We start from the raw sequence: 23,038 nt of genomic DNA, 5'->3' as shown, positions 1-23,038 counted from the left end.
CAGGACTCCCGGCGGTAGCGTGCCACCGTAAAGACTGCTGCGGACAGGCGGGACGGGTTGCATGCGGATGAGGGTCGAGTCCGAGGCCGAGGAGGAGTTCGAAGCGGCGAGGGGGCTGCTGGTCGACCGCCTGGTCCGGTGGGCCGGGGAGCGGGGGCTGCCGGTGGACGGGTTCACGGCCGAGGCGGTGCTGGACTACCGGCACCGGGCGACGGCCGACGGCCGGACGGGTCTGTGGGAGGCGCGCCATGTGGAGGAGGTCCTGCTTTCCTGGCTGCCCCAGAACGTCACCGAGCTTCCCGGGGAGGAGCGCTCGGGCACCCCGGGCACACTGCGCACGTTGCTGCGCTATCTGCACGCCGCGCAGTTGGCGGACCCGCGCGGCCCCTCACTCCAGGATTCCCTCGCCGCGGTAGACAGGGTCGCGGAGCGGTATCCCGCGGCGATGGCGGACCGCACTCGCTGGGGTCTGGCGAAGTTCTGGGCGATGACGGCCGCCGAGCAGGGTGTGGACGTCCGGGACGGGGAGGCGTTGCAGCGCTTCGCGGACCGGGCGCGGAGCGGAGAGGTCGCCTACGATCAGCACGCTCTCGACGCGATCACGGAAAGGCGGCGCACCGGCAGTGCGCTGTCCGGCGCGGCCCGCGCTGAGCCGCAGCTGCCTGTGGCCCTTCCTCAGGACGCCGAACTGCGCCGGCCGGCCGGGGCGTCGACGGCTGTCGCTCAGTTGCGCGGATTCACCGAGTGGGCGGGACGGGACGGCCGTGCCGTGACGGCGACGGGGCGGCTGCGGATGGCGGACGCCCGCGAGTTGGCCGGCCTGCTCGGCACCGGGGACAAGACCGACGGGGTGCGCTCCTCGGCTGACCTGCCGAGGCTGGGACTGCTGGTGGAGTGGGCGAAGAAGGCGCGGCTGGTCCGGGTGGTCAAGGGGCGCCTGTACGCGGTGGCCAAGGCCCGGCCGGTGCTGGCCGACCCGCTTCAGTTGTGGCTGCGCGCCTTCGACGCGTGCTTCGAACTGAGGCAGCCCCTGCTCGGGGCGCGTAGCGGCTGGCACGTCGAGTCGATGCTCTTCGACGTCTACGAGGACGTCCTGGGGGATGTGCTGAACACGCTCTACAGCCTGCCGTACCCGATGCCCTGGCCCCGGCTGCGTGACACGGTGCACCTGGCCTATCGGGCAGCCTTCCAGTTCGACGGCGGGTCGGACCTCCGGCATCGGATGTGGTTCGGGCACGCCGACCGGGACCTGCGCACGGTGCTCGACCTGCTGGAGGACCTGGGTGCGATCGAGCGTGAGCGCGGGATGGCTGACCCGGTGTTCCTCGACGTCGACCTCGCCGACGCCGGTCCCGAGCTGCTCGCGGACATGCCGCCGGAGGTCGCGGAGCTGCTGGGTGTCCCGGGGGCCTCGCCGGACCCGGCGGCGCGGGAGCGGGCCGATGCACGGCGCGCGGAGCTGACCGCCGGGCCGGTCGAACTCATCCGCCTCACCGATCTCGGCACCCGGGCCGTACGACAGCGGCTGCTGGCGGTCGGCAGGGACGCACCGCTGATCGGTGAACTGGCCCGGGCACCGGCGGCCGGCCTGTTGGGCGTGTTGGCCGAGGAATATCCACCGGACGCCGCCCGGGTGGAGCTGGCCGGCTGGATCACGGCCCGTGGCGAGCGAGCGGACGCACTGATGGAACTGACCGATGCCGTACGGTCTATGTCCTTCCACGCGCGGGCGCAGGCGATGCTCGGCGTGCTGTCGGCGGCGTTGCCGGACGGGGAGGGCGAGCGGCTGCTGCGCACGCTGCGCCGCGACCCCCAGCTGGCACCGCTGGCGTTGAACGCGCTGGCGCAGGGTGAGCTGCTGTCACCGGAGGACATGACCGACGCCGAGCATCTGCTGGTGCTCGCCGAGAACCTGCTCCAGCTCGTGGAGCTGGCGGGCGGCCCGGACGGCGCCGAGGAGGCGCTGCGCGCCCAGGGCCCCGAGATCGGGGACGCGATCGCCGCGGCGTCGGCCTCCGCGCACCCTGACACGGCCGGTCTCGAGGAGCTCAGCCGGCTGGCGGCCCGAGCGCTGCGCGCACCCGCCGCCCGTCTCGGCCGCGCTCACAAGCGTGGACGCGGTACCGGCCGGAGCGGCCGCAAGCGGTACCGCTGACGGGCGACGGCACCACCGTACGCTCCCGGCGGCGGGCGCCGCCTCGCGTTCAGGACGCGAGGCGGCCAAGGCGGCTGGTGGCCTCGGCGAGAACGTCGTCCCTCTTGCAGAAGGCGAAGCGGACCTGGGTGCGGCCGGCGTCGGGGTCGTCGTAGAAGACGGAGTTGGGGATGGCGACGACGCCGCAGCGTTCGGGGAGGGTGCGGCAGAAGGCGTAGGCGTCCTTCTCGCCGAGGGGAGTGATGTCGGTGGTGATGAAGTACGTGCCCTGGGGCTGGTAGACCGTGAATCCGGCCGCGCGCAGGCCGTCGCCGAGCAGGTCGCGCTTGCGTTGCAGGTCGTCGCGCAGGCCGGTGAAGTACGTGTCCGGCAGGCGCAGCGCCTCGGCGACCGCGTACTGGAACGGCCCGGCGGAGACGTAGGTCAGGTACTGCTTCGCCGAGCGCACCGCGGCGATCAGTTCGGGCGTGCCGGTGGCCCAGCCGACCTTCCAGCCGGTGAAGGAGAAGGTCTTGCCCGCGGAACCGATGGTGACCGTGCGCTCGCGCATCCCCGGCAGGCTCGCGATCGGAAGGTGGCTGGCGTCGTCGAAGACGAGGTGTTCGTACACCTCGTCCGTGACGACGAGCAGGTCCCGCTCGATCGCCAGTTCCGCGACGGCGGTCAGCTCGGCCCGGGTGAGGACCGTGCCCGTGGGGTTGTGCGGGGTGTTGAGGAGGATGAGCCGGGTCCGGTCGGTGACGGCGGCCCGCAGTTCGTCCAGGTCGAGGACGTAGCGGCCCTCGTGGGGGCGGAGGGTGACCGGCACGCGGGTCCCGCCCGCCATGGCGATGCAGGCGGCATACGAGTCGTAGTACGGCTCCAGGGCGACCACCTCGTCGCCGGGTTCGAGCAGGGCGAGGAGAGAGGCGGCGATCGCCTCGGTCGCGCCCGCGGTGACCAGGACCTCGGTGTCGGGGTCGTACGCCAGGCCGTACCGCTTCAGCTGGTGCTCCGCGACGGCGGTGCGCAGCTCGGGGACGCCGGGGCCCGGCGGGTACTGGTTGCCGCGCCCGTCGCGCAGTGCCCGGACCGCGGCCTCCCGGATCTCCTCCGGGCCGTCGGTGTCGGGGAACCCCTGACCGAGGTTGATCGCTCCGGTCCGGGTGGCCAGCGCGGACATCTCGGCGAAGATCGTCGTTCCGAACTCGGCGAGCCGGCGGTTGAGCAGCGGTCGTGTCATGGCGGCCATCCTGGGCCGAAGCTCTGGAGTTCCTCAAGTGCGCTTTGACAGGGACTCGGCAAGGGGATCGCCGGGTCATGGGAATCCTTCTCTTCACGGCCGGTCTCGCGGCCGTCATCGCAACCGTGGTGTGGGTGGTGTCGAGGGGGCTGAGGAGCACCGCACGGTCGGGCTCCGACAGCTGGTGGGCCGGTTCCACCACGTCGTCGTCGTCCGCCTCGTCGTCCTCCTCGTGCTCCTCCTCTTCCTCGTCCTCCTCCTCTTCCTCGTGCTCGACGTCCACGTCGTCGTGCTCCAGCTCGTCGTGTTCGAGTTCGTCCTGCTCCTCCTGCTCCAGCTCCTCGTCCTCCTGCAGCTGAAGCGGTCGAAACAGAAGCTCTGGAGTTCCTCAAGTCAGGTTGGGGCTCGAAGCGTGAGGGGCATCTCCCTCACAACACAGACACACGGGGGTGACACACATGGCGGTACTGCTGATCGGAGGAGTGATCCTCCTCGTGATTTTCATCGCGGCGAACGGCGGTGGCCGGTCGCGCAAGCGGCGGCGCAGCTGGTGGGAGGGCGGCGGTTCCTCCGGCGGGGGCGGCTGCGGAGGCGGCTCCTCGTGCGGGGGCGGAGGCGGCTGCGGCGGCGGGGGCGGCGGAGGCGACTGACACGGGGCAGTCGTCTCCGCGATCAACCAGGGTGCCCGGCCGGTCAACATCCGCCGGGCACCTCTGTGTTGGCGCACCCGATCGACTTTGATTGAACAATTGAACTGTGGGGTCCCCGAAGGGGATGGAAACCACGCCAAGTTGGGTAAAAACGCTGCGAGTCGTTCGGCGTCCATGATTCCCTCGCTGTTGATAAGAGACAGCCCTCGGACCGTTTGTGGACCCGAGTCGGCGAACCCCCACACCCGTTGGACCTCTCTCCGGGGCGCCCCAGGCCCACCCGTCAAACCCTGTTTGCGGAGCCGACCCATGCTCACGACCCTGAAGACCACCTATACCGACACGCGCGCGGACGACCTGGCCTGGGCGCTGGGGCGCGAACCGCTGCCCGCCCTCGCCGTACTCGATCTCGAACTGACAGGCGCCAAACTGCAGTTGAGGCTGCTGGGCGCCTCCCATCAGGTCCTTCTGGAGGAAGAGAAGCACAGCTGTTCGGAGACCGTCGCCTGCATGCCCGGCAGCAGTACCCCGCTGCCGCTGGGTGTCTCCAAGCGCGTCGGCGAGTGGGAGTACGAATTCGCCGCCCGCGTCGAAACGTTGTCGGACGGCTCCTTCGCGGGCCGTGCCCAGGAGTTGCTCGCCCTCGTCGCCGACCATCCCAACGGCCTCGCGGGGACGTTCCCCGGCTCCCCGCACGCCTTCACGGCGATGCTGGCGCAGCGCCACGAGGGCCAGGTGCGGTGGCGTACCTGGCACGCGTACCCGCAGGAGGGGCAGTTGGTGGTCACCAGGACCCGGATCGGCATTCGTATGCCTGCCACGCTGTAATACGCCGTCCTGGACCCTCAGATGCACTCGTGTGGGTGACGAACCGCAACAGTTGTGTGACGTAGCGTTACGAACATGATCGATTCGCCCGTGGCCACGCCACCCCCGAGGGTGGCGCGGCTTCCCGTGCGGCCGAGTACGGTGCGGTATCCGGTCCTCGCCGTGGTGTTCGTCTGCGCCGCGTGCGGACTCGTCTACGAGTTGGAACTGGTCGCCCTCGCCTCGTACTTGATCGGCGACTCGGTCACCCAGGCCTCCGTCGTCCTGTCCGTGATGGTCTTCGCGATGGGTGTGGGATCGCTCCTCGCCAAGCGGCTGCGCTGCCGCGCCGCCGTCGGCTTCGGCCTGGTCGAGGGCGGTCTCGCCCTGATCGGCGGGTGCTCGGCGCTCGTGCTGTACGCGGCGTTCGCCTGGCTCGGGGAGGCGCGGTACGTCCTCGTGGCGTTCTCGCTGGCGATCGGTGTGCTCATCGGGGCGGAGATCCCCCTCCTGATGTCGCTGATCCAGCGGGCGGACTCGGTGCGTTCGCACGGCGTACGCGAGTCCGGCGGACGTGAACCCGGCACACGCGAGTCCGGCCCCGGCACACGCGAGTCCGGCCCCGGCACACGCGAGTACGGCCTACGGGAGTCCGGCTCGGGCGAGGGGGACGATCCGGCAGGGACGGTCGCCGATCTGTTCGCCGCGGACTACGTCGGGGCGCTGGTCGGCGGCCTCGCCTTCCCGTTCCTGCTGCTGCCCTGGCTCGGCCAGCTCACCGGGGCGCTGGTGACCGGCGCGGTGAACGCGGTCGCGGGCGGCGGACTGGTGCTGTGGCTGTTCCGGCGCGACCTGACGGCGAGGTCCCGGGCTCTGCTGATCGGGGCGAACCTCACCGTGCTCGTCGTCCTCGGCACCGCCGCTGTGCTCGTCGACGACTTCGAAGATGCGGCGCGGCGGGCGGTGTACGGCGACAGCGTGCGGGTCGCCGTCCACACCGACCTGCAGGAAGTGGTGGTGACCGGGGAGCGCGGCGGACCGCCGGACCTGTTCGTGGACGGCCGCCTCCGGGTCGGCGGACAGGACGAGCGCCGCTACCACGAATCGCTGGTGCACCCCGCGATGAACGGACCCCGAGGACGGGTTCTGATCATCGGAGGCGGGGACGGCCTCGCCGCGCGTGAGGTACTGCGCTACCCCGAGGTCCGCTCCGTCACCGTCGTCGAGCTCGACCCCGGCGTCGTACGGCTCGCCCGGACCAACCCCGACCTCGCCGCCCTCAACGGCCAGGCGTACCGGGACCCACGGGTCCGGGTGGCGTTCGCGGACGCCTTCCGCTGGCTGCGCGGCGCGGGCTCCGACGGGGCGTACGACGTGGTGATCTCGGACCTCCCCGACCCGGGGATCTCCGCCGGCGCCAAGCTGTACTCGGAGGAGTTCTACGGGCTCGCGGCCCGGGTCCTCGCCGACGGCGGACGGTTCGTCGTCCACGTCGGCAGCCCCTCCGCCCGCCCCCGCACCTATTGGACGGTGGACGCCACGCTGCGCGCGGCCGGCTTCGCCACTCGCCCCTACAGCGCGAGCGGCAGCGGGGCGGCGCGCGCCGCGGGACCCGAGCGTGCCCAGGGCTCCGGCGGTACGGACACGGGGCGGGGGGACTGGGGCTTCCTCCTGGCGGTCCGCGGGCCCTACCCTCCCGCGCTGGGTCTCGCCTTCGACGCGCCGCGCCTGTGGTCGCTCACGGAGGAGGGCCTGATGGCCGGGGCGTACGCCGCGGAGCGCACGCGGGCCGCGCTGGCGGCCGAACCGCCGCCGTCGACACTGGTCCACCCCCGGTACAGCGGCTGACGGAAGAGGCGGTCGGGCGGCGGGCACGATCGGTCACGGTGGCCCGTCACGGTGGCCCGTCACGGCGGCCGGTGACGTCGGTCGGTGACGGCGGCCCGTGACGGCGGCCCGTGATGGCGGTGCCTTCGGGGGGTCGAGGTGGCCGGAGGCGCACAAACAGGCGACGCGGGGGCCGGGTCTGAGTAGGCTCGGCTTCCATGGAGCATGAGGTGTTCGTTCCGGTTCCGGCCGAGGTCCTGCGCGAGACGCTGACGGACCCCGCACAGGTGGCGCGCTGCGTCCCCGGTCTCCAGCAGGACGCCGACGTGGCGGCGGGCCCCCTCTCCGGCCGTCTGAGGCTCCGGGTCGGCGGCCACACCATCACCTACCGGGGGGCCCTGCGGCTGACCGATCGCGAGGGTGTCGTCGCCGTCGAGGGCAACGGCGACGAGGTCCGTGGCAAGGGGTCGGTCACGCTGTCCCTGGCGATCGAGCTCACCCCCGTGGCGGACGGTACGACCCTCGCCTTCAGCGGTGCGCTGACATCGGTGGGCCGTCTCACCGAGCTCTCCGAGGAGGCGCGGGAGTCGGCGGCCGTGCGGCTGCTGGAGAAGTTCGCGGAAGGGGTCGCCTCCCTCGCCGGCGGCGACGCCGGGCCGGAGACCAGGACGGACGCCGGGGCCGGGACCGAGGCGGACACCGGGGCCGGGGCCGGGGCCGGGACCGAGGCGGACACCCGAGCCGAGGCGGACACCGGGGTCGGGACCGAGGCGACCGGCGAGACCGAGTCCGCCGCCACCGGGACGAAGGACGAGACGGCCCTCGACGCGGACGCCGGCACCGCCATGGCCGACCAGGCCGACCAGGGGGACCACGTCGACGAAGCCGACGAAGCCGATGAAGCCGACGAAGCCGACAGCGACAGCGACGGGGTCGACGACGGCGTCGAGGAACCTCACCGCCCGTCGGTCTTCGACACGCCCGTCCCTCCGCCCTCCCTCGACCCCGCGATCGACCCCTTCCCCGGCAGCGAATTCGACGACGCGCCGGTGGAGTACCCCGCCGAGCCGCCCGCCGCCGAAGCCGCCCACGCCCGGCGGACCATGATCGGGCGGAGCGCCGAGGAGGTCGACCACGCCCCGCCGCGCGGGCGGTACGCCCCCGTCCCGGCACCCGAGTCCTCCACCGCGGGCGCCACCCTGCGCTGGATCGCTCCCGCCGCCGCGCTCGCGCTCGCCTCCGCGGTCGTCGTCGGCCGTGCCCTGCGCCGTCGGCGCTGATCCCGTCTAGGGTCGGGGACGTGAGCAAGAAGACGCGACTGACGGCGGGCGACGCCGAGTTGACCATCAACCCCGACAACGGCTGCCGGATCGAGAGCCTGCGCATCGGCTCCACCGAGCTGCTGCGCCAGGGCGAGCGATACGGATGCTTCCCGATGGTGCCCTGGTGCGGGCGCACCGCGAACGGGCGCTTCCAGGACGGCGCGACCAGCCATCAGCTGCCGCTCAACTCGCCCCCGCACGCCATCCACGGAACCGGCCGTGACACCGCGTGGAAGACCGTCCGCGCCGACGCGCGCGAGGCCGCCTTCACCTACGACCTCGCGGCGCCCTGGCCGTACACCGGCCGGGTCACGCAGACCTTCGCCCTCGCCGAGGACTCGCTCACCCTCCAGCTGGGGGTCGAAGCCGACGCCGACTCCTTCCCGGCGCAGGCCGGCTGGCACCCCTGGTTCCAGCGGAACCTGGGAGACGGCGGTAAGGACGTGCTCATCGACTTCACCGCCGACTGGCAGGAGGAGCGCGGCGCCGACCACCTCCCCACCGGCCGCAGGATCGGCCCCACCCCCGGCCCGTGGGACGACTGCTTCGGGATGCCCGACGGCGTCGACGTCACCCTCACCTGGCCGGAGCAGCTGGAGCTGAAGGTGACCAGCCGCGCCCCCTGGGTGGTGATCTACGACGAGCAGGAGGCGGCCGTGTGCGTGGAGCCGCAGTCCGGCCCGCCGAACGGTCTCAACACCGCGCCGCGTTATGTCACGCCCATCGACCCTCTGGAGATCACGGCGACCTTCGCCTGGCGCAGGCTCTGAGCGGGCGGCTTTAAGCTCGTGTCCATGACTGACGTACGCGCTGACCTGCTCCAGCAGATCAAGGACAAGGCCGTGGTGCACGGCAAGGTGACCCTCTCCTCGGGTCTGGAGGCCGACTACTACGTCGATCTGCGCCGGATCACGCTGGACGGCGCCGCCTCGCCGCTGGTCGGCCAGGTCATGCTCGACCTCACCGCCGACCTGGACTTCGACGCGGTGGGCGGTCTGACGCTCGGCGCCGACCCGGTCGCGACCGCGATGCTGCACGCCTCCGCCGCGCAGGGCAAGCGCCTGGACGCCTTCGTCGTCCGCAAGGCCGCCAAGGCGCACGGCATGCAGCGCCAGGTCGAGGGCCCGGACATCAAGGGCCGCCGTGTCCTGATCGTCGAGGACACCTCCACCACCGGCGGTTCCCCGCTGACCGCCGTCGAGGCGGCGCGGGCGGCCGGTGCCGAGGTCGTCGCGGTCGCCACGATCGTGGACCGTGCCACGGGCGCGGGCGAAAAGATCAGCACCACGGCGGGCGTGCCGTACCTCTACGCCTTCGCGCTGGACGAGCTGGGTCTCGCCTGACCGACGCGAAGTCGTGACGTAGCTCCCGGGCGGTTCGCGAATCGCCTGTGACCTGCGGCTTTGGTGGGGGGCGGAGTGCTTCACGTGAAACGCTCCGCCCCTCCGTCATGGTGTCCGCAGAAGAGTCTGGAAAGATGGGGCCCGACGATGACGTCGCCCCAGGTCAGGGTTCAAGCAACGCCACGCACACACCGCACATCACAAGGAGCGGACGAATGCCCATCGCAACCCCCGAGGTCTACAACGAGATGCTCGACCGGGCGAAGGCAGGCAAGTTCGCCTACCCGGCCATCAACGTCACCTCGTCCCAGACCTTGCACGCTGCGCTGCGCGGCTTCGCGGAGGCCGAGAGCGACGGCATCATCCAGATCTCGACCGGTGGCGCCGAGTTCCTCGGCGGCCAGTACAGCAAGGACATGGTCACCGGCGCTGTCGCCCTGGCCGAGTTCGCGCACATCGTCGCCGCCAAGTACGACATCACGGTCGCGCTGCACACCGACCACTGCCCGAAGGACAAGCTGGACGGCTATGTCCGCCCGCTGCTCGACATCTCCGCCGAGCGCGTCAAGGCCGGTCGCAACCCGCTGTTCCAGTCGCACATGTGGGACGGCTCCGCCGAGACCCTCGCCGACAACCTGGCCATCGGCCAGGAGCTGCTGGCCAAGGCCGTCGCCGCCAAGATCATCCTTGAGGTCGAGATCACCCCGACCGGCGGCGAGGAGGACGGCGTCACCCACGAGATCAACGACGAGCTCTACACGACCGTCGACGACGCGATCCGTACCGCCGAGGCCCTGGGCCTGGGCGAGAAGGGCCGTTACCTGCTGGCCGCCTCCTTCGGCAACGTGCACGGCGTCTACAAGCCGGGCAACGTCGTGCTCCGTCCCGAGCTGCTGAAGGACCTGCAGGCGGGCGTCGCCGAGAAGTTCGGCAAGGCCTCCCCGTTCGACTTCGTCTTCCACGGCGGCTCCGGCTCCACGGCCGAGGAGATCGCCACCGCGCTGGAGAACGGCGTCGTGAAGATGAACCTGGACACCGACACCCAGTACGCCTTCACGCGTCCGGTCGCCGACCACATGTTCAAGAACTACGACGGCGTCCTCAAGGTCGACGGCGAGGTCGGCAAGAAGTCGACCTACGACCCGCGCACCTGGGGCAAGCTGGCCGAGGCGGGCATGGCCACGCGTGTGACCGAGGCGTGCGCGGCGCTGCGCTCGACCGGTACGAAGCTGAAGTAAGCGCGTTTCGCGGAACGGGCCCGGCACCATCGCCATCGCGATGGTGCCGGGCCCTTCGAATGTCTGGAGGCTGCGAGTGACGACGTACGACTTCGACCGGGAGACCGACCGGCGCGGCACCTGGTCGGTCCAGTGGGACGACATCGCGGACCGCTTCGGCGTCGGTGATCTGTTGCCCTTCACCATCTCCGACATGGACATCGCCTCCCCGCCGGAGGTCCTGGCCGCGCTCCGCGAGCGCGTGGAGCACGGCGTGTTCGGCTACACGGACTGGCGGCTCGGAGAGTTCCGGGAGGCGATACGGCACTGGTACGCAACCCGGCACGACACCGCGCTCGACGTCTCGGCCCTGGTGTACGCCCCCTCGGTGCTGAGCCAGCTCTCGCAGCTGCTCCAGATGTGGACGGAGCCCGGCGACGGGGTGGTCGTGCACACCCCGACGTACGACGGCTTCCGCAAGGCCGTCACCGGCCTGGGGCGGGAGCTGCGCGGCGTGCCGATCGGGGACACCGAGGCGCTGGAGGCGGAGCTGGCGCGTCCGGACGCGGCGATGCTGCTGCTCTGCTCGCCGCACAATCCCACGGGCCGGGTCTGGCGGGAGGACGAGCTGGCGGAGTTCGCCCGGCTGGCCGAGCGCCACGGTGTCGCGGTCGTCAGCGACGAGATCCACGCCGACCTGGTGACGGACGGCCACCGCCATCTGCCGTTCAGCCGTTTCGCCGGGACGGGGCGCGGCCGGCAGTGGGCGCTGATCACGTCGGGCACGAAGTCCTTCAACTTCCCGGCGCTCACCGGCTCGTACGGGATCATCGGCGACCCCGACGAGCGCGAGACGTTCGTCCGGCGGATGGAGACGGGTGAGGGCCTCGCCTCTCCTGCGGTGCTCTCGCTGACCGCGCACATCACCGCGTACCGGCAGGGCGGGCCGTGGCTGGACGAGCTGCGGGCGTATGTGGCGGGGACGATGCGGCTGCTGGCGGAGCGGTTGGCCGACGGCCTTCCGGGCGTCGAGTGGACGCCTCCGCAGGCCGGTTATCTCGCCTGGATCGACCTGCGGCCGCTGGGCATCGACGAGGCGGCGCTCCAGCGGGAGCTGGTGGAGACCGAGAAGGTCGCGATCATGCCGGGCGGGGTGTACGGCTCGCCGGGGTTCGTCCGGCTGAACGTCGGATGTCCCCGGAAGAAGGCGGAACGGGGCGTGGAGGCGCTGGTGCGGGCGGCCGGCAGACTCCGGACGACCTGACGGTCCCGCCCGGTCCCGCCCGGCCCGAGCGAACGGCCGGGCTCGGCGCACGCCCGTTCCCGACTGACGCCCGGCCGGTGACGCCCGGCCCCGTACGCCCGGTGACGCCCGGCCGGTGACGCCCGGCCCCGTACGCCCGGTGACACCCGGTCCCGTACGCCCGGTCCCGCACGCCCGGTGACGCCCGCCCGGTCCCGCCCGGCCGGTTCCGGTAGCGCTTCGCGTGTGCACGGGGGCGTTCGGCGGGGACGATGGCAGGCATGGACATCAGGCTCGCCTCGGGGACGGGGCGGTGGATCCTGTTCACCACCGTCCTCGGTTCCGGGATGGCGCTGCTGGACTCCACCGTCGTCAACGTCGCCCTGCCCCACATCGGGGAGGACCTCGGAGCCGACCTGGCCGCCCTTCAGTGGACCGTCAACGGCTACATGCTCACCCTGGCCGGTCTCATCCTGCTCGGCGGGGCGCTGGGCGACCGCTACGGGCGGCGGCGGGTGTTCGTGGTCGGGGTGGTGTGGTTCGCCGCCGCGTCGCTGCTGTGCGGGCTCGCGCCGAACGCCGGTGTCCTGATCGCAGCCCGCGCGCTCCAGGGCGTCGGCGGTGCGCTGCTCACCCCGGGGTCGCTCGCGCTGATCCAGGCGAGCTTCCATCCGGACGACCGGGCCAGGGCCGTCGGTCTGTGGTCCGGGTTCGGCGGGGTCGGCGCGGCGATCGGGCCGTTCGTCGGCGGCTGGCTGGTCGACGGGCCCGGCTGGCGCTGGGTGTTCTGGCTGAACGTGCCGCTGGCCCTGCTGTGCGTGCCGGTGGCGCTGTGGCACGTCCCGGAGTCGCGGGACGAGGCCGCCCACGGCCGGTTCGACGTCCTCGGCGCCGTGCTCGGGGCGGCGGCGCTCGCGCTCGTCACCTATGCGCTGATCGGGGAGGCGTGGTGGGCGGGGGCGCTGGGGATCCTGGTCGGCGCGGGGTTCGTCGCCGTGGAGCGGCGTCGGCGGGCGGGCGCCATGATGCCGCCGTCGATCTTCGCGTCCCGGCAGTTCACGGCGGTCAACCTGGTCACCCTCTGCGTGTACGCGGCGTTCAGCGGTTTCTTCTTCCTTGCCGCGCTCCAGCTCCAGGTGGTCTCCGGCTACTCGGCGCTGGGCGCGGGAACGGCGCTGCTGCCCACGACGGGGCTGATGCTGCTGCTGTCGGCCCGGGCGGGAGAGCTGGGGGAGCGGATCGGACCGCGGATCCCGCTGACCGTGGGGCCACTGCTGTGCGCCGCCGGGATGCTGCTGATGCTGCGGGTGGAGGAGAACGCCTCGTACGTACGGGATGTGCTGCCGGCGCTGCTCGTGCTGGGTCTGGGGATGACGGCTCTGGTCGCGCCGCTGACCTCGACCGTGCTGGCGTCGGTGGAGGTGTCCAGGGCGGGGCTGGCGAGCGGGATCAACAACGCGGCGGCGCGGGCGGCCGGGCTCCTCGCGGTGGCGGCGCTGCCGATGCTGGCGGGGATGGGGCCGGAGGCGTACCGGTCGGCGGGCGAGTTCGGGGAGACGTTCCGGCGGGCGATGCCGATGTGTGCGGGCCTGCTGGTCGCGGGCGCGGTCCTCGCCTGGGCGACGGTACGGGCGCAGGCCACGCCGGCGTCCTGCCATCCCGGGTGCCGGGTGCACTGCGGGGTGACGTCGCCGCCGCTGGACCCCGGCGAGCGGGACCGGCTCGCCGGCCGGCCGGAGGGGATCCACCCGCCCGGCCCGGGCGATCGGTGAGTCGCCGCTGAGGCAGACTGGCCCCATGGCCATCCACGAGAACCTGCTGGGGGGACCGCCCCCCACCCACCTCCCCGACGATCCCGAGCCGCGTGAGCTGCTCGCCAACGGCACGGCGCCGGCGAACGTCGCCGCGAAGTACCCGACCTCCTCGCTGGCCTGGGCCCAGCTCGCCGACGAGGCGTACGAGGGCGGCCGGGTCATCGAGTCGTACGCCTACGCCCGTACCGGCTACCACCGCGGCCTGGACGCGCTGCGCCGCAGCGGCTGGAAGGGCCACGGCCCGGTGCCGTGGGAGCACGAGCCGAACCGGGGCTTCCTGCGGGCGCTGCACGCGCTGGCGCGGGCGGCGGGGGACATCGGCGAGAAGGACGAGTACGAGCGCTGCTCGACGTTCCTGCGCGACTCCTCCGAGACGGCCGCGCAGACCCTCGGCTGACGCACGACCGGCATGCGGTCGGCTCACGCACGACCGGCACGCGGTCGGCAGACGCCCGGCCGCCACGCCGCGCCGACACGGTCGGCACGCGGTTCCACTCCCCGGGGCGCGACGGCTCCCGGGGGTGGAAACCGGTCATAGTTCGGCGGGTGTTCGAGGGCGTTCGAAGCGGCGGTTACGATCCTCCGGACCGTTTGTTGTATCGAATCCGCCGGCACAGAGGCCCCACCCTCTCCCCCCACACCGGCCGACGCAGGGGAGAAGTCTGTCTTGGGCAAGCGTGCCGCCGCACCCACAGGACGGCGCCGACCGCAGAGCCGTCGACGCGGAAGGGGCCGGTCCCGACGGCGTCCCGTGGCCCGCCTCGCACTGCCGGTGCTCGCGCTGATCGCGCTCTCCCTCGGTGGCGGCGCCGCCCTCGCCCACTTCCACGGCGGCGGGGACACCGGTTCCGCCGAAGCGGCGGTCCCCACGGCCGATCCGGTCACCGTGGCCCCCGCCCCCAGCCCCAGTGCCACGACACCCAGGCCGAAGCCGACGCCGAAGCCGCCGAGGCCCACGTCGAAGCCCACCCCGAAGAAGACCACCGTCCCCGCCTCCGGCGCCGGGACGTTCACCACGGCCCAGTCCTCCGGCGACGCCGTCGGCACCGGTGGCTCCCTGCGCCGTTACCGCGTCCAGGTCGAGGACGGCATCGACCTCTCCGCCCGCCAGGCCGCCGCCGAGATCCAGCAGATACTGGCCCACCCCCGGGGCTGGGCCGCCCACGGCCGCGGCCGCTTCCAGCTGGTCTCGGAGAACGCCGACTTCGTCATCCGTATCGCGACCCCCACCACCGCCGACAGGCTCTGCCTCGCCAACGGCCTCAACACCCACGGCGAGCTGAACTGCGAGACCACCTCCGGCGTCGTGGTGAACCTCAAGCGGTGGATGGTCGGCTCCCCGACGTTCGCCGGAACGCCCGCCGAGTACCGGCATCTGATCATCAACCACGAGGTCGGCCACGAGATCGGCATCCGGCAGCACATGGGCTGCCCCGGCCCGGGCATGCTCGCGCCCGTGATGATGCAGCAGATCAAGGGACTCAACGGCTGTCGCTCGAACGCGTATCCGTATGACGAAGACGGTAGCTACATCAGCGGTCCGATCGTGTCATGATGCGGTTGGGTCATGCGTGACGAAGCGCGGGCCCGAGGGGACCGGGGCTCCACTGCCACACGGAAGGAGCGGACCGCTACCCGGTAGTACGTATCGAGGAGACAGCGATGTCCACCTTCCCCGATGCCTCCGGAGCCGGTTCGGTCGATGACCCGAACCTCGACTTCGCGGGCACGACGCCGTACGAGGACTACGTACAGGCGGACGTTCTCACCCACCTCCAGCACCTGCGCTCCGACGATCCGGGCGAGATGGTCTTCCTGGTCACCACCCAGGTCATGGAGCTGTGGTTCACCGTCATCGTCCACGAGTGGGAGACCGCGAGCCGCGCGCTGCGCGAGGACCGCGTCCCCGTCGCGATGGACGCGCTCAAGCGGTCCGTGCGCGAGCTGGAGGCCCTGAACCACTCCTGGCGGCCGCTCGCCCAGCTCACCCCCGCGCAGTTCAACGCCTACCGCGGCGCCCTCGGTGAGGGCTCCGGCTTCCAGTCGGCGATGTACCGGCGGATGGAGTTCCTGCTCGGCGAGAAGTCCGCGTCGATGCTGGTGCCGCACCGGGGCGCGCCCCGGGTCCACGCGGAGCTGGAGAAGGCGCTCCAGGAGCCGAGCCTGTACGACGAGGTGCTGCGGCTCCTCGCCCGGCGCGGTCTGCCCGTACCGGCCGCCGTGCTCGACCGGGACCTGGCGAAGAAGTACGAGCCCTCGCCCGAGATCGAGGAGATCTGGGCCGGCATCTACGCCGAGCCCGACCAGAACGGCGAACTCGTCCGCCTGGGCGAGGCGTTGAGCGATGTCGCCGAGCTGGTCTGGCGCTGGCGCAACGACCACCTCGTCGCCACCCGGCGGGCCATGGGCTCCAAGACGGGCACCGGCGGCTCGGCGGGCGTGGCCTGGCTGGAGAAGCGGGCGCAGAAGAACGTGTTCCCCGAGCTGTGGACGGCCCGTAGCCATGTCTGAGACCGTACGCGAGAAAGCGCTCCGGCTGGACGCGGACGACCGACTGGCCAAGCTGCGTGAGCGGTTCGCCCTCGACGAGGCCGTCTACCTCGACGGGAACTCGCTCGGCGCGCTGCCGGCTCATGTGCCCGCCCGCATGGCCGATGTCATCACCCGTGAGTGGGGCGAGCTGCGCATCCGTTCCTGGGACGAGAGCGGCTGGTGGACCGCGCCGGAGCGGATCGGCGACCGGATCGCCCCGCTCGTCGGCGCCGCCCCCGGGCAGGTCGTGGTCTCCGACTCCACCAGCGTGAACGTCTTCAAGGCCGTCGTCGGCGCCGCGCGGCTGGCCGGTGACGACCGGGACGAGATACTCGTCGACGCGACGACCTTTCCCACGGACGGGTACATCGCCGAGTCCGCGGCCCGGATGACCGGCCGCCGGATCGTGCCGGTCGCCCCCGCCGACGTGCCGGACGCCGTGGGTCCGCGCACGGCCGTCGCGCTGGTCAACCACGTCGACTACCGCACCGGCCGGCTGCACGACCTGCCCGGCATCACGGCGGCGGTCCGCGCGGCGGGCGCGCTCGCCGTCTGGGACCTGTGCCACAGCGCGGGCGCGCTGCCGGTCGGACTGGACGCGCACGGTGTCGACCTGGCGGTCGGCTGCACCTACAAGTACCTGAACGGCGGCCCCGGTTCGCCCGCGTACCTGTACGTCGCCGAGCGCCACCAGGCGACTTTCGACTCCCCGCTGCCCGGCTGGAACTCGCACACCGACCCCTTCGGGATGACCCCGGGGTACGAGGCGGCGGCGGGCGCGCTCCGCGGCCGCGTCGGCACGCCCGACATCCTCTCCCTGCTGGCGCTCGAAGCGGCGCTCGACGTGTGGGACGGGGTGGACATCGAGGACGTGCGCGCCAAGTCCCTCGCGTTGACGGACTTCTTCCTGGAGTGCGTACGGGAGTACGTGCCGGCCGGACGGGTCGAGTCCCTGACGCCCGGGGCGCACGCCGAGCGGGGCAGCCAGGTCGCCCTGCGCTGCACGGAGGCGCCCGCCGTCATGGCGGAGTTGATCCGGCGCGGAGTGGTAGGCGATCTGCGCCGCCCCGACGTGCTGCGGTTCGGTTTCACCCCGCTGTACGTCGGCTTCGCCGATACGGAGCGGGCGGCCAGGGTCCTCGCCGAGGTCCTCACCGGCCGGGGAGCATAGGGGGTACGCCGGCGGTCCGATGATCGCTTGATCTGCGGGGGCTCCACTCCTGGTACCGTCCCCGCAGGTCAGGCCAATTCGGCCCCGTCCCCGAGAGGTTGGAACAGCATGCCGGACCCTGCCGCGCGCGACGCAGCCGAAGAAGCATCGGCCTTCTCGCACCCGGCCGTCGCCCCGGACGCGTCCGCCGCGTACGGCGAACACCCCGACCAAGTCGTCGACTTCTACGCTCCCCGCGGTGGCCGGCAGCGGGCCCCGCTCGTCGTCGCGCTGCACGGCGGTGCCTGGCGGGCGCCGTACGACCGGCGGCATCTGACTCCTTTCGTGGACTTTCTCGCCCGCCGGGGCTTCGCCGTCGCCAACGTCGAGTACCGGCGCGGCGGTTCCCTCCCCCGGCAGGGTGCGACCGGGCCGGTCGCCGGACGGTGGCCCGAGACCTTCGACGACGTGGCCGCCGCGCTGGACGCCGTACCGCGGCTGGTCGCCGAGCATCTCCCGCAGGCCGACCCGCGCCGGATCGTGCTCACCGGCCACTCCGCGGGGGGTCACCTGGCCCTGTGGGCGGCCGCCCGCCACGTCCTGCCTCCCGACGCGCCCTGGCGGCTGCCCTCCGCGCCCGCACTGCGCGGCGTGGTCGCGCTGGCGCCGATCGCCCACTTCGACCGGGCCGTCGAGCTCGGGGTGTGCGGTGGGGCGGTGACCGAACTGCTCGGTGGAGAGGGCGAGTTCGACGTACGGGCACGGCATGCCGACCCCGCGCTGCTGCTGCCCACCGGAATCGCGACCGTGGTCGTCCAGGGCCGGGAAGACGTGGTCGTCCCGCAGGCGGTCGCCGAGGCCTATGTGGACGCGGCGGCGAAGGCGGGGGAGACGGTGGGCCTCACGCTCCTGCCGGACGTCGGGCACTTCCCGCTGATCGATCCGGCGGCGGACGCGTGCGCGGTGGTGGCGGAGGAGATCGCGCAGCTCGCGTTCTGAAGGGCTGAGCGCGGGACCTGGCTCAGGGGCTGAGCGCAGGGACCTCGGCTTGCGACAGACTCGGGGCCCGGAACAGATCGCCCTCGGTGGCCGCGGGCGCGCCGCGTAGTACCTGGGACGGACGCGGAAGGATCCCCATCCATGGGGACGACCGCGTCCGCCCGCCCCCCGTACCTTGACGTACGTGACCCAGCCCCAGACGCACGACGCAAAGAGCCGAAGCCCCGAGTTCCGCCTGGCCCAGGGCGCGCTCGGCGGGCTGCGCGAGGATCTCTTCCACAACCCCTTCGCCTACCGTCCGCTGCTGCCGATGGCGGTCGACGGGCGGCTGACCCGCCGCCTGCCGGAGCGGATACGCACCGGAGCGAGGTGGACCCCGCACGCCGTGGTCGCCGCCGGCGCCCTCTTCGTGTTCCTGATCGGTGCCACGGTGGCCGAAGGGTCGCCGCCTCCGGTGATGGCGGTGTACGCGTTCGCGCCCGCGCTGATCGTGCTGCTCACCCTCGTCCGCCCGGTGCTCGCCTTCTGGGCCTCGCTGGCCTCCACGCCGTTCCTCGGCTTCATGGGCAGCCACGGGGACGGCTGGCCCTGGGCGCCGAACTCCTTCGCCGCGCACCTCCTCGTCCTCACGGTCGTCGCCGCCCGCACCCGGCCCCGTGCCGCGGGCTGGATGTGGCTGCTGACCGCCGGATACGCGATCTTCGCCGAGTTCTTCCTCACCCGCGGCTACGGAACCGACGCCCCGCAACTCCTCTTCATAGCGGCCCTCGCCCTGCTCGTCGTGACCGTGCTGCAGGTCCGTCGCGAGGCGGAGCAGACCGTCACCGCCCAGCAGACCGTCACGGCCCAGGAGCGCTCCCGCCGCACCCTTCTGGAGGAGCGCACCACCATCGCCCGCGAACTGCACGACGTGGTCGCCCACCACATGTCGGTGGTCGCGATCCAGGCGGAGGCCGCCCCGTATCGGGTGGAGAACCCGCCGCCGGAGCTGGAGCAGGCGTTCGTCACCATCCGTGAGAACGCGGTGGCGGCCCTGACCGAGCTGCGGCGCGTCCTCGGCGTCGTACGGGCGGAGGACTACGAGGCGCCCGACGCCCCGCAGCCCACCCTCGCCGACCTGGAGCGGCTGGTCGCCAACGTGCGCGAGGCCGGCCTCGACGTCACGAAGACGGTGACCGGCGCGGTGCGGGAGCTGCCGCAGGGCGTCGAACTCTCGGCGTACCGGATCATCCAGGAGGCGCTGAGCAACGTACTGCGGCACGCGCCGGGCGCCGAGGCGAAGGTGGAGGTCAGTTACGTCCTCGGCGGTCTGGGGCTGCGGATCGTCAACGGTCCGGCGCGGGGTCTCGTGAAGGCGTCGCCGGGCGCCGGGCACGGCATCACCGGCATGCGGGAGCGTGTGACGATGCTCAACGGAGAGATGACGGCCGAGCCGACCGAGGACGGCGGCTACGAGGTGACGGCGTTCATCCCCGTGACCCGCGAGGAGTCCGAGCAGTGATCCGTGTGCTGATCGTCGACGACCAGATGATGGTCCGCGAGGGCTTCTCGGTCCTGCTGGGCGCGATGCCGGACATCGAGGTCGTCGGCGAGGCGGTCAACGGCCGCGAGGCGGTCGCCCAGGTCGCGGCGCTCCACCCGGACGTGGTCCTGATGGACATCCGGATGCCGGAACTGAACGGCATCGACGCGACCCGCGAGATCGTGGCCGCGGACGCGGACGCGAAGGTGCTGGTCCTGACCACCTTCGACCTCGACGAGTACGTGTACCAGGCGCTGCGCGCCGGGGCCTCGGGCTTTCTGCTGAAGGACGCCTCGGCGCGCCAGCTCGCGGAGGGGGTGCGGGTGGTGGCGGCCGGCGAGGCGCTGCTCGCGCCGACCGTGACGAAGCGGCTGATCACCGAGTTCGCGAAGGCGGCGGAGACACCGCGGCCGCCGGCGTTGTCGCAGGTGGGGGAGTTGACCGAGCGGGAGACGGAGGTGCTCGTGCTGATCGCGCAGGGCCTGTCGAACGCGGAGATCGCGGACCATCTGGTCGTGGCCGAGTCGACGATCAAGACCCATGTGAGCCGGATCCTGGTGAAGCTGGGGCTGCGGGACCGGACGCAGGCGGCGGTCTTCGCGTACGAGGCGCGGCTGGTGCAGGTCGGAGGGTAGAGCGGGTCGGGGGTGGTGCGGGGCCGCACGGCGGCGCCCGTCGGCGGGGCAACCCGGCAGGGGCGGGCGGCGGGCAGGGCGGGTAGCGTCCGGTCATGGACGTTCCCTTCGCCCCCTGGTCCCCGGAATTCGTCGCCGACCCGTATCCCGCCTACGCCGAGCTGCGAGCGACGGGGCGCGCCCACTGGTACGCGCCCACGAAGCAGTGGCTGATCCCGCACTACGAGGACGTGTCGGCGCTGCTGCGGGACCGGCGCCTCGGCCGTACGTACACGCACCGCTTCACCCACGAGGAGTTCGGCCGCGAGGCGCCGTCCGCCGCCCACGAGCCGTTCCACACCCTCAACGACCACGGTCTGCTGGACCTGGAGGCCCACGACCACACACGGATCCGGCGGCTGGTCTCGAAGGCGTTCACGCCGAGGACGGTGGAGAACCTGGCGCCGACGGTGGAGCGGCTCGCCGGGGAGCTCGTGGGCGGTCTCGTCGCCCGGGGCGGCGGGGACCTGCTCGCGGAGGTGGCGGAACCCCTGCCGGTAGCCGTGATCGCGGAGATGCTGGGCATCCCGGAGGAGGACGAGGAGCGGGGGCGGCTGCGGCCCTGGTCGGCCGACATCTGCGGGATGTTCGAGCTGAACCCCTCCGAGGAGTCGGCGCGGCGGGCGGTCCGGGCCTCGATCGAGTTCTCGGACTATCTGCGGGAGCTGATCGAGCGGCGGCGCAAGGACCCGGGGGACGATCTGATCTCGGGACTCATCGGTGTGGAGGAGCTCACCGAGCAGGAGATGATCTCCACCTGCGTGCTGCTGCTGAACGCGGGGCACGAGGCGACGGTGAACACGACCGTCAACGGCTGGTGGACGCTGCTGACGCATCCGGAGCAGCTGGCGGCGCTGCGGGCGGCACCCGGCCCTGCGGACGGAATGTTGTCCACAGCTGTGGAAGAACTTCTGCGCTACGACACCCCGCTGCAGATGTTCGAGCGCTGGGTCCTCGACGACATCGAGATCGGCGACCGGGTGATCCCGCGAGGCTCGGAGGTCGCCCTCCTCTTCGGCTCGGCCAACCGCGACCCCGCCCGCTTCGGCGACACGGCCGACACGCTGGACCTGGCCCGCGCCGACAACCCGCACATCACCTTCGGCGCAGGTATCCACTACTGCCTGGGAGCGCCGCTGGCCCGGCTCGAACTGACGGCGCTGTTCGGCGAGTTGCTCCGCCGGGCCCCGGCGCTGCGGCTCGCGGCGGAGCCGCGGTGGAAGCCGGGGTACGTGATCCGCGGCTTCCATGAGCTGCTGGTGGAGGTGTGACCTTCCCCCGCCCCGGGAGCGTCAGATCAGTACGTCCCGGCGCCGCAGCCCCGCCAGGCCCGCCGTGACGAGCGCCACCGCCAGGCCCGCCGTGACGAGCGCCACCGCCAGGGCCGTCAGGACCAGTACCGGACCCCACGCCATCTCCTGGCCGGGGAGCCTCGGCAGGTGGCCGAAGGGGGAGGGGTTCAGGACCGACCGGGGCAGGTCCAGCGCCGGGCCGATCCAGCCGAGGCCAGGGACAGGCCCGCCACGCCCCACGCGGCGACGGCGGCCTTGGGGAAGGCGCCCCAGAGCAGGACGGCGAGTCCCGCGAGGGTCCAGATCGCGGGGAGCTGGACCAGCGAGGCGCCGAGGACCGAGTTCCTCCAGAAGGAGATGCTCGGGATGATGGACCGCCGACGCGCCCGCAAGGAGGCGAAGGGCGCCTCCTAGGGACCCGGCCTAGCGTTTCGGCAGCGTCAGCCCCCACGCCTCCGGCCGGACCGACCAGGTCCGGCGGCGGACCGGGCCCGAGACCACGGAATCGGCCCGGTAGCGGAAGTCCGGGCCCGAGACCGTGAAGCTGTGCGCGCCCGTGTGGAAGGCCGGCGAGGACGGCGGATGGACCGTGATGTCCGCCACTCCGTCGAGCGAGCGGACCGTCACCCCCTCCACCGGTGCGTCCACGTCGTTGAGCAGCACGCCGTCCGCCTCCACCCGCAGCCGGTGCGTGCGGACCGCGAAGGGCGCGGGGGCCGGCCGGACCAGGGTCCGGACCAGGGAGCGGCAGGTGTCCCAGACGGTCGGCGGTGCGGCCGCCGCGACCCGTACCGCCGGGATGCTCAGGTCGCCCAGGACGACCCCGTCGCTGTCGTCGACCAGCAGGTCCCGCCGGCGTACGACCCCGTCGAGGACCGCCCGGGCGGCCGCCACCGCGTTCTGCGGCACGCCGAGCGCGTGGGCCACTTCCAGGGATCCCGGGGAACCGATCGGCACGAGGGAGAGCGCCCCGTCCGCGAGCTCACGCTCCCGGTGCAGCAGCGTCACCGTGCGGAGCAGACTGCGGTCGTCACCGACCACCACGAGGCGCCGGGAGCCCCGCCGCGCAAGGGCCCGGGAGAATTCTTCCGGGCTGTCCGGCAGGCAGATCTTCGCTTCGGCTCCCCCACACAGCACATCTTTCGCGATCCGTACGGACTCGCCGTCACTTCGGCGGGCGACCGGGTCGATGACCACCAGCAGCTGGTCGTGAGCCGACACCTCGGTCCTTCCTCGGGTAGCATCTTTGTGCAAGAGCCCCTTGCGCTA

Annotated in this window: 20 protein-coding genes and 1 pseudogene; 18 read left to right on the top strand and 3 right to left on the bottom strand. The window is 72.4% G+C overall.

Annotation, left to right across the window (positions count from 1 at the left end; all coding sequences use genetic code 11):
* Positions 1-61 precede the first annotated feature (61 nt).
* A complete protein-coding gene (locus J7E93_RS11530; RefSeq protein ID WP_251066402.1) occupies positions 62-2,155 on the top strand; it encodes a hypothetical protein in 2,094 nt (697 codons plus the stop codon).
* Positions 2,156-2,204: 49 nt separating this feature from the next.
* Here J7E93_RS11530 and J7E93_RS11525 read toward each other — a convergent pair whose 3' ends face one another.
* Positions 2,205-3,386 carry a pyridoxal phosphate-dependent aminotransferase gene (locus J7E93_RS11525; RefSeq protein ID WP_215068113.1) on the bottom strand — a complete coding sequence of 394 codons (1,182 nt, stop codon included), beginning with the start codon at positions 3,384-3,386 and terminating at the stop codon, positions 2,205-2,207.
* Positions 3,387-3,507: 121 nt separating this feature from the next.
* Here J7E93_RS11525 and J7E93_RS11520 point away from each other — a divergent pair, with 121 nt between their 5' ends.
* The 17 genes from J7E93_RS11520 (at position 3,508) to J7E93_RS11440 (ending at position 21,748) form a co-directional block, all read left to right on the top strand.
* The gene (locus J7E93_RS11520) at positions 3,508-4,122 is read left to right on the top strand and encodes a hypothetical protein (RefSeq protein ID WP_215068112.1); all 615 of its coding nucleotides are present in this window, start codon (positions 3,508-3,510) and stop codon (positions 4,120-4,122) included.
* A gap of 214 nt (positions 4,123-4,336) precedes the next feature.
* Positions 4,337-4,855 carry a DUF2617 family protein gene (locus tag J7E93_RS11515; RefSeq protein WP_215068110.1) on the top strand — a complete coding sequence of 173 codons (519 nt, stop codon included), beginning with the start codon at positions 4,337-4,339 and terminating at the stop codon, positions 4,853-4,855.
* A gap of 75 nt (positions 4,856-4,930) precedes the next feature.
* Positions 4,931-6,682, top strand: a complete 1,752-nt coding sequence (locus J7E93_RS11510) for a spermidine synthase (RefSeq protein ID WP_251066401.1) — start codon at positions 4,931-4,933, stop codon at positions 6,680-6,682.
* Between the two features lie 197 nt (positions 6,683-6,879).
* Entirely contained in the window at positions 6,880-7,941 is a 1,062-nt protein-coding gene (locus J7E93_RS11505; RefSeq protein WP_215068108.1) for an SRPBCC domain-containing protein, read from the top strand.
* A gap of 20 nt (positions 7,942-7,961) precedes the next feature.
* Positions 7,962-8,753: an aldose 1-epimerase gene (locus J7E93_RS11500; protein ID WP_215068107.1), complete on the top strand. Its 792-nt coding sequence runs from the start codon at positions 7,962-7,964 to the stop codon at positions 8,751-8,753.
* A gap of 24 nt (positions 8,754-8,777) precedes the next feature.
* Positions 8,778-9,326: an orotate phosphoribosyltransferase gene (pyrE, locus tag J7E93_RS11495; protein ID WP_215068105.1), complete on the top strand. Its 549-nt coding sequence runs from the start codon at positions 8,778-8,780 to the stop codon at positions 9,324-9,326.
* A 215-nt stretch (positions 9,327-9,541) separates the two neighbouring features.
* Positions 9,542-10,564: a class II fructose-bisphosphate aldolase gene (gene fbaA / locus J7E93_RS11490; protein ID WP_215068103.1), complete on the top strand. Its 1,023-nt coding sequence runs from the start codon at positions 9,542-9,544 to the stop codon at positions 10,562-10,564.
* Between the two features lie 76 nt (positions 10,565-10,640).
* Positions 10,641-11,807 carry a MalY/PatB family protein gene (locus tag J7E93_RS11485; protein ID WP_308368349.1) on the top strand — a complete coding sequence of 389 codons (1,167 nt, stop codon included), beginning with the start codon at positions 10,641-10,643 and terminating at the stop codon, positions 11,805-11,807.
* 260 nt (positions 11,808-12,067) lie between these two features.
* Positions 12,068-13,558, top strand: coding sequence for an MFS transporter (locus J7E93_RS11480; protein ID WP_215068098.1), 1,491 nt, complete (start codon positions 12,068-12,070; stop codon positions 13,556-13,558).
* Positions 13,559-13,583: 25 nt separating this feature from the next.
* On the top strand, positions 13,584-13,997 hold the full coding sequence (locus tag J7E93_RS11475) for a DUF3151 domain-containing protein (RefSeq protein WP_215068096.1): 414 nt from the start codon (positions 13,584-13,586) through the stop codon (positions 13,995-13,997).
* 354 nt (positions 13,998-14,351) lie between these two features.
* Positions 14,352-15,155, top strand: coding sequence for a DUF3152 domain-containing protein (locus J7E93_RS11470; RefSeq protein ID WP_308368346.1), 804 nt, complete (start codon positions 14,352-14,354; stop codon positions 15,153-15,155).
* Between the two features lie 107 nt (positions 15,156-15,262).
* Positions 15,263-16,111, top strand: coding sequence for a tryptophan 2,3-dioxygenase (locus tag J7E93_RS11465; protein ID WP_215068092.1), 849 nt, complete (start codon positions 15,263-15,265; stop codon positions 16,109-16,111).
* Positions 16,104-17,303, top strand: coding sequence for a kynureninase (kynU, locus tag J7E93_RS11460; protein ID WP_215068090.1), 1,200 nt, complete (start codon positions 16,104-16,106; stop codon positions 17,301-17,303). The genes J7E93_RS11465 and kynU overlap by 8 nt, the downstream gene beginning before the upstream one ends.
* A gap of 108 nt (positions 17,304-17,411) precedes the next feature.
* Positions 17,412-18,281, top strand: a complete 870-nt coding sequence (locus J7E93_RS11455) for an alpha/beta hydrolase (RefSeq protein WP_215068088.1) — start codon at positions 17,412-17,414, stop codon at positions 18,279-18,281.
* 175 nt (positions 18,282-18,456) lie between these two features.
* Positions 18,457-19,782 carry a sensor histidine kinase gene (locus tag J7E93_RS11450; RefSeq protein ID WP_215068086.1) on the top strand — a complete coding sequence of 442 codons (1,326 nt, stop codon included), beginning with the start codon at positions 18,457-18,459 and terminating at the stop codon, positions 19,780-19,782.
* Positions 19,779-20,438: a response regulator transcription factor gene (locus J7E93_RS11445; RefSeq protein ID WP_215068084.1), complete on the top strand. Its 660-nt coding sequence runs from the start codon at positions 19,779-19,781 to the stop codon at positions 20,436-20,438. Before J7E93_RS11450 ends, J7E93_RS11445 begins: the two co-directional genes overlap by 4 nt.
* 95 nt (positions 20,439-20,533) lie before the next feature.
* The gene (locus tag J7E93_RS11440) at positions 20,534-21,748 is read left to right on the top strand and encodes a cytochrome P450 (protein ID WP_215068082.1); all 1,215 of its coding nucleotides are present in this window, start codon (positions 20,534-20,536) and stop codon (positions 21,746-21,748) included.
* Positions 21,749-21,769: 21 nt separating this feature from the next.
* Here J7E93_RS11440 and J7E93_RS11435 read toward each other — a convergent pair.
* Positions 21,770-22,107, bottom strand: a pseudogene (locus tag J7E93_RS11435) (ABC transporter permease); the annotation flags it as partial.
* A gap of 85 nt (positions 22,108-22,192) precedes the next feature.
* Complete coding sequence (locus J7E93_RS11430) at positions 22,193-22,990, bottom strand: diacylglycerol kinase (RefSeq protein ID WP_215068080.1); 798 nt, start codon at positions 22,988-22,990, stop codon at positions 22,193-22,195.
* Positions 22,991-23,038: the final 48 nt, after the last annotated feature.

It is taken from the genome of Streptomyces sp. ISL-36 (genome assembly GCF_018614205.1).
GTDB lineage: Bacteria > Actinomycetota > Actinomycetes > Streptomycetales > Streptomycetaceae > Streptomyces.
Note: the sequence above shows the minus strand (reverse complement) of the source record. Positions and strands in the feature narration are given on the sequence as shown.